This window comes from Bradyrhizobium sp. Kon37 (assembly GCF_055807535.1).
In genome coordinates, this window is the sequence record NZ_JBVVOY010000042.1 from 24,192 (window position 1) to 30,453 (window position 6,262).

The window sequence follows — 6,262 nt, forward strand, 5'->3', positions numbered from 1 at the left end:
GTGCCGATTCACATTATTGACAGGCGCCTGAACCCAGGCGGCAAGAGTCTCGAGAACCGGCAGCGGTTCTTGCGTCGGGCCAAATCCCTGGTGCAGGGCGCCGTCAAGAAGACCTCGCAGGAACGCGACATCAAGGACGTCCTGGAGGGTGGCGAGGTCACCATTCCGCTCGACGGCATGCACGAGCCGCGTTTCCGCCGCGACGGCGGAACGCGCGACATGGTGTTGCCCGGGAACAAGAAGTTCATCGAGGGCGACTATCTCCAGCGCTCCGGCCAGGGCAGCGCCAAGGATTCCGGTCCCGGCGAAGGCGACAGCGAGGACGCCTTCCGCTTCGTGCTCAGCCGCGACGAATTCGTCGATCTCTTCCTCGATGATCTCGAGCTTCCTGATCTCGCCAAACGCAAGATCGCGCAGACCGAGAGCGAGGGCATCCAGCGCGCCGGCTACACCACGTCGGGCTCGCCGTCCAACATCTCGGTGAGCCGGACGGTTCGGCGCGCAATGGCGCGCCGTATCGCGCTCAAGCGTCCCAGCAAGGAGGAGATCGAAGAGCTGGAAGCCGCCATCGCCGCATGCGCGGATGAGGACGAACGCCTGCTGCTGCTGGCCCAGCTCGAAAAACTGAAGGCGAAGTCCAAGCGCATTCCCTTCATCGATCCGATCGACATCCGCTACCGCCGCTTCGAGACGGTGCCCAAGCCCGTTGCCCAGGCCGTGATGTTCTGCCTGATGGACGTGTCGGGCTCGATGTCCGAGCACATGAAGGATCTCGCCAAGCGCTTCTACATGCTGCTCTACGTGTTCCTGAAGCGCCGCTACAAGCATGTCGACATCGTCTTCATCCGCCACACCGATCGCGCCGAGGAGGTGGACGAGCAGACCTTCTTCTATGGTCCGGCCTCCGGCGGCACGCTGGTCTCCAGCGCGCTGCAGGCCATGCACGAGATCGTGCGCGAACGCTTCAGCCCGTCGGACTGGAATATCTACGCCGCGCAAGCCTCCGACGGCGACAATTCCTATTCCGACGGCGAGCTCGCGGGCATGCTGCTGACCGACAAGATCCTGCCGGTCTGCCAGTTCTTCGCTTATCTCGAGGTCGGCGAGTCCGGCGGCAGTGCCTTCGATCTGTCCGACTCTTCGCTCTGGACCCTCTACGAGCGCCTGCGCAACAGCGGCGCACCGCTCTCGATGCGCAAGGTCAGCGAGCGCAGCGAGATTTTTCCGGTGTTCCACGATCTGTTTCAGCGCCGCGACACTGCCCAGGAGAAAGCCGCTCCATGACGGAACGCTTGTTCGAAGGCGCCGATTGGGATTTCCACACCTTGCAGCGCATCACGGATGCCTGCGAGGAGGTGGCGACGAAAGATCTCGGGCTCGACGTCTATCCGAACCAGATCGAGGTCATCACCGCCGAGCAGATGCTGGACGCCTATTCGTCGGTCGGCATGCCGCTGTTCTACAAGCACTGGTCGTTCGGAAAGCACTTTGCGTATCACGAGGCCTCATACCGCAAGGGCCTCATGGGGCTCGCCTATGAGATCGTGATCAACTCCTCGCCCTGCATCTCCTACCTGATGGAGGAGAACACGGCGACGATGCAGACCCTGGTGATCGCGCACGCCGCCTTCGGCCACAACCACTTCTTCAAGAACAACTATCTGTTCAAGCAGTGGACCGACGCCGACGGCATCCTGGACTATCTCGATTTCGCCAAGAACTACGTCATGCAATGCGAAGATCGCTACGGCCGGGTCGAGGTCGAGCGCACCCTCGATGCCGCGCATGCGCTGATGTCGCATGGGATCGACCGCTATCCCGGCAAGAAGAAGCTCGATCTGCGCGCCGAAGAGAAGCGGGCAGGGCGCCGCCGCCAGCATGAGGAGGAGGTCTTCAACGACCTCTGGCGCACCGTGCCGGCGGGAAAGAGCAAGACCCGGTCCGCGCTCAGCATCGAACGCCGCCGCAAGCTGCTCGGCCTGCCGCAGGAGAACCTGCTGTATTTCCTCGAGAAGAGCGCGCCGCGGCTGGCGCCCTGGCAGCGAGAGCTGTTGCGCATCGTGCGCCACATCGCGCAATATTTCTATCCGCAGAGCCAGACCAAGGTGATGAACGAGGGGACGGCGACCTACGTCCACTATCGCATCATGACCAAGCTGCATCAGCAGGGCCGCATCAGCGACGGCAATTTCCTCGAATTCCTGCAGTCGCACACCAACGTCGTGTTCCAGCCTGAATTCGACGACCAGCGCTTTTCCGGCTTCAATCCCTATGCGCTCGGCTTCGCCATGATGCAGGACATCGAGCGCATCGTCACAAGGCCGGAAGACGAGGACCGCGAATGGTTCCCGGACATCGCCGGCAAGAACGACGTGATGGGTGTGCTGCGCGACGTCTGGGCCAACTACCGCGACGAAAGCTTCATCGCCCAGTTCCTGAGTCCGAAGCTGATGCGGCACCTCCGCATGTTCCACTTGCATGACGATCCCGAGGAACGCGCCGGCATCCGCGTCGATGCCATCCACGACGAGCGCGGCTTCCGCCGCGTCCGGCGCGAGCTGGCACGGCAGCACGATGTCGGCTACATCGACGCGAATATCGAGGTGGTCGACGTCGACCTCTCCGGCGACCGGCGGCTGATCCTGCATCACCATGTCATCAAGGGCGCGCAGCTGAACGAGACCGACGCCAAGCGCGTGCTCCAGCATTTGGCCGATCTCTGGACCTACGACGTGGCGCTGATCGAGGTCGACGCCAACGACAAGGTGCTGCGCGAATACGTCGTGAGCCCGCGCCCGATCTCGGCGGTCGCCTGAGGGCGGCTGACTATTCGGAGCAATACGGCGAGATGCGCATTGATGTGCCCTCGCCCCTTGGGGGAGAGGGCGGCGACGCAGGGAGACACAAGCTCACTGCGGTGAGGGGTATCTCTCCACATTTCCGTGTCGATAGAGACCCCTCATCCGGCGCTTCGCGCCACCTTCTCCCACAAGGGGAGAAGGAAAGCGTTCGTGGCTCCACAACGGCTGTTCTATCCGGAACGTTTGGCCGGCTTCTTCTTGGCTTTCGACGCATTCAGCTCCACGGCCGCGCGGATCAGCGCCTTCAACGCCTTCTCGTTGATCTTTTCGCCTTCGCGAATATCGATCGCGCGGCGCACGTTGCCGTCGAGGCTCGAGTTGAACAGGCCCGCGGGATCCTCCAGCGCCGCGCCTTTGGCAAACGTCATCTTCACCACGGCCTTGTAGGTCTCGCCGGTGCAGATGATGCCGTCGTGCTCCCACACGGGAACGCCGCGCCATTTCCATTCCTCGACGATTTCAGGATCGGCCTCCTTGATCAGGCCGCGGATTCGCCCGAGCATCTCGCCGCGCCAGTCGCCGAGCTTCTTGATCCTGCCGTCGATCATCCTGGACGGCGAAGCGCCATCCGTCTTCGTCGTGCTGCTGTTTTTCGCGGTCACGGCCTTCTTCATGTTCACGCCTCTTGTCGGGCGCCGCGGCGGCGGCCGAGATATGGCAGCGCGAACATGTAGAGCCCGGTCGCAAGCAATGGGATCAATGGGACGAACGCGAGCAAGCCGATCCACGTCGCCTGGACTTGCAGCGTCAGGGCGACGATGTTGGCGATGACGGCGAGCGTGAAAGCGATCGACAGCCAGCGATGGATCTGCCGAATCCACATGTTTCCGGTCAATGAAACCTCCTTTTGAGATGATCGAATGAAGGCCGGCGGCCGAGCTAATCTGCCCGCGCCAGCAGCTCGTCCAGCTTGGCAAAAAACTGCTTCCAGCCGGCATGCGCGCCGCCGAAAGCCTGCTTCTGCGTCGGGCTGAAGCCCGCTTGCTCGACACGCAAGTGAGTGCCTGCGCCCGTCGGCGTCAGCGTGAAGGTCACGACGCTCTTGAGATCGAACGCCGCGTCGTCATGCGAGAAATTCCAGGTGTAGGCGAGCGTCTTCTGCGGCTCGATGGTGAGGACCTCGCAGTCCAGCACGCCGCCCCACTCGCCGCGAAGGTTGAAGCGGTGGCCCACGTTCGGCTTGAAGTCGTTCTTCATCAGCCATTCCTCGATCAGATGTGGCTGCGTCAGCGCGCGCCAGATCCGCTCTGCCGGAAAGGCAAATTCGCGCTCGATGACGACAGATCGGGTTTCGGTCGCGGATTCGTTCATTGGTCCATCCTCTTCAGGAGATCGTCGAGCGCGTCGAGCCGGTTCTGCCAGAACCCGGCCATCTGGCTGGTCCAGTCGATCAGCGGATTGAGCGCGCCGGGCTGGGCGCTGTAATGGGTCTGCCGCCCTTGATGCCGGTCGCGCACGAGGCCAGCCTGCTTCAGCGCGCCGAGATGTTTTGAGACCGCCGGCTGGGACACGCCCGACAGTGCCGTCAGGGCCCCGACCGTCTGTTCGCCCTCGCGGCACAAGCGCTCGAAGATCGCCCGACGGGTGGGGTCGGCGAGCGTCCTGAACAGAAGGTCGTGAGCGGCGGCGGGCATATAATCCATAACCTGTAAGTTATGGATGTACTCATAACCGTGGAGTTATGGGTAAGTCAAGCGCGTTGCGAGGGTGTGGCACTCGCTCGCGCAACCCGCTCCGCCGTCATTGCGAGGAGCCCTTGCGACGAAGCAATCCAGTCTGCCTCCGTGGAGGGACTGGATTGCTTCGCTGCGCTCGCAATGACGGATAATGTAGCGGCGCCTCCCGCGCCCCTACGGCCGGAGATAGAGATAGCCCTGCGACTGGAGCTCGGCCAAACGGACCACGCCGCCTTTCTCCGCGCTGACGAAGCCCGGCAGGAGATCCGTGAGCGTGACGTTCTGCGCCTTCATCGTGTTGCCGCAGGCGGCAAGCTCGACGCCATCCTTGGAGAAATCGCCGACGCGCTTGCTGATGTCAGGATTGGCCTGCGCCGCGTGAAACGCCTTCAGCGCCGGCCCGTGGATCACCAGCGCAATCGTCACATGGTCCGGACCGCCGACGCCGTCGAGATGGTTCTGGATGTTGCCGAGCACGAAATTGACCTTCTCGGCATCGCTCAAATGATAGACCACCTTCAGCTTGTTGCCCGTGCCGGCGTCCGTCGCAGACTTCGCGCTGGAGGCGCCAAGCGCCGCGCCCAGGCCCGAGACGGCGCTCCACAACATGTTCCGCCGGTTCATGATGATCTCCCTCGATTGCGCCGGACACATATCATTTGTGGCGGAGCGCGGCGAGTTCCTTGCGGTCGGTCACGAGCGAGGCGCATTCCTTGTTGTCCGTTCGATCTAGGCGGAAAATCCCGTCGTCGGCTCCGGCGACCAGCGACAGTTCGGCCTCCTCATCCGGCTTGTTGTTCTGCCAGACCCTGACCCGCGCGAGCCGCACGATCGCCGATTTGTCGTCCTTCGAGAGCGCGACCCCGATGCCGCCGCCCTCGCAGTCGACGCCGCAACCGAGGCGGATCTCGGTGCCGTCCTTGGTGAACACGGTGTGATGACAGGAGCCGCTGGAATCGAAATCGCCGGAACGGTGACGATATCTGAAGCCGAGGCGGAAGGAGTTGTGGAGCTGCTTGTCTTCCGTGTCCATCTCCGCCGAGATCAGCAGCTTCATCGAGGCGACCTTCTGCTTCGGATGGCGCGCCAGATGCTCGGCGTCGTAGCGCCGCACGAAGCAGGCATAGGCCTTGTTGCCGGGTGCGCCGGCATACATGCGCGCGTTGAAGGTCTCGGCTTCGGCCTTGCTGGCCTCACGGATATCGTCGGCCTCCTCGGCGTGGGCCGCGCCGGCAAACGCGGCGAGGAAGACGGCAGCAACGAGGAAAAACTTCATGATGGCCTCGCATGCAGCAACTGAGCGGTACGCTGTAGACGCGGCCCAGGTGCGACGCGTTCAAGGTCCGCACATCACTGACACGATCATCGGCGGAGCGAGGTGATTGGTTCCACGCCGGGCATTAGTCGTCGATGGGCTCAAGAAGGTTCATTCGACGTGACGCCTTCGCTTTTCGGAACTCGACGCCCTGCGGTTCTTCCGACATTGCCCGACTTCATCGATGTGATAACCTTCACAGACGATCGCCTCTGGCGGTCGTAGGCTGGGGGCCTGCCTTGTAAGTTTGTGGAGTCCCCCCGCGATGGGCGAAATTCGCAACTTCAGATCCGGGAATGACGAGCCGCCCACGCACGGCCCTATGCCTCGTCGTCTCGCGGCCATCATTGTTGGTGACATCGCTTCCTACAGCCGCCTGATGCAGGCCGACGAGGAGGGCACGCACGTCC

General features: G+C 62.8%; 8 protein-coding genes. 2 read left to right on the forward strand and 6 right to left on the reverse strand.

The genetic code is table 11. The features are described 5' to 3' along the window. The first annotated feature begins 6 nt into the window (after positions 1–6). Together AC0L3J_RS35905 and AC0L3J_RS35910 are read left to right on the forward strand one after the other, a co-directional pair. Positions 7–1,284, forward strand: coding sequence for a YeaH/YhbH family protein (locus tag AC0L3J_RS35905; RefSeq protein WP_473294067.1), 1,278 nt, complete (start codon positions 7–9; stop codon positions 1,282–1,284). Beyond that, entirely contained in the window at positions 1,281–2,816 is a 1,536-nt protein-coding gene (locus tag AC0L3J_RS35910) for a SpoVR family protein (protein ID WP_007613791.1), read from the forward strand. The genes AC0L3J_RS35905 and AC0L3J_RS35910 overlap by 4 nt, the downstream gene beginning before the upstream one ends. Positions 2,817–3,031: 215 nt before the next feature. Here AC0L3J_RS35910 and AC0L3J_RS35915 read toward each other — a convergent pair whose 3' ends face one another. From AC0L3J_RS35915 to AC0L3J_RS35940, 6 genes are all read right to left on the reverse strand, one after another. After that, a complete protein-coding gene (locus AC0L3J_RS35915) occupies positions 3,032–3,475 on the reverse strand; it encodes a DUF1801 domain-containing protein (protein WP_473350231.1) in 444 nt (147 codons plus the stop codon). 2 nt (positions 3,476–3,477) lie between these two features. Beyond that, positions 3,478–3,696: a hypothetical protein gene (locus tag AC0L3J_RS35920; protein WP_027570573.1), complete on the reverse strand. Its 219-nt coding sequence runs from the start codon at positions 3,694–3,696 to the stop codon at positions 3,478–3,480. 44 nt (positions 3,697–3,740) lie between these two features. Further along, complete coding sequence (locus AC0L3J_RS35925) at positions 3,741–4,172, reverse strand: SRPBCC family protein (protein WP_473350232.1); 432 nt, start codon at positions 4,170–4,172, stop codon at positions 3,741–3,743. Beyond that, positions 4,169–4,495 (reverse strand): ArsR/SmtB family transcription factor, encoded by a 327-nt coding sequence (locus tag AC0L3J_RS35930; RefSeq protein ID WP_007595691.1) that lies wholly within the window; start codon positions 4,493–4,495, stop codon positions 4,169–4,171. Before AC0L3J_RS35930 ends, AC0L3J_RS35925 begins: the two co-directional genes overlap by 4 nt. Positions 4,496–4,711: 216 nt before the next feature. Next, the gene (locus AC0L3J_RS35935) at positions 4,712–5,161 is read right to left on the reverse strand and encodes a DsrE family protein (protein ID WP_473350233.1); all 450 of its coding nucleotides are present in this window, start codon (positions 5,159–5,161) and stop codon (positions 4,712–4,714) included. Between the two features lie 31 nt (positions 5,162–5,192). Beyond that, the gene (locus AC0L3J_RS35940) at positions 5,193–5,813 is read right to left on the reverse strand and encodes a hypothetical protein (RefSeq protein WP_473350234.1); all 621 of its coding nucleotides are present in this window, start codon (positions 5,811–5,813) and stop codon (positions 5,193–5,195) included. Positions 5,814–6,262 lie beyond the last annotated feature (449 nt).

Excerpts from the sequence above, each read along its gene's own strand:
- AC0L3J_RS35930 (WP_007595691.1), bottom strand. The coding sequence starts at position 4,495 with ATGCCCGCCGCCGCTCACGACCTTCTGTTCAGGACGCTCGCCGACCCC.
- AC0L3J_RS35925 (WP_473350232.1), bottom strand. The coding sequence starts at position 4,172 with ATGAACGAATCCGCGACCGAAACCCGATCTGTCGTCATCGAGCGCGAA.
- AC0L3J_RS35910 (WP_007613791.1), top strand. The coding sequence starts at position 1,281 with ATGACGGAACGCTTGTTCGAAGGCGCCGATTGGGATTTCCACACCTTG.
- AC0L3J_RS35935 (WP_473350233.1), bottom strand. The coding sequence starts at position 5,161 with ATGAACCGGCGGAACATGTTGTGGAGCGCCGTCTCGGGCCTGGGCGCG.
- AC0L3J_RS35940 (WP_473350234.1), bottom strand. The coding sequence starts at position 5,813 with ATGAAGTTTTTCCTCGTTGCTGCCGTCTTCCTCGCCGCGTTTGCCGGC.
- AC0L3J_RS35915 (WP_473350231.1), bottom strand. The coding sequence starts at position 3,475 with ATGAAGAAGGCCGTGACCGCGAAAAACAGCAGCACGACGAAGACGGAT.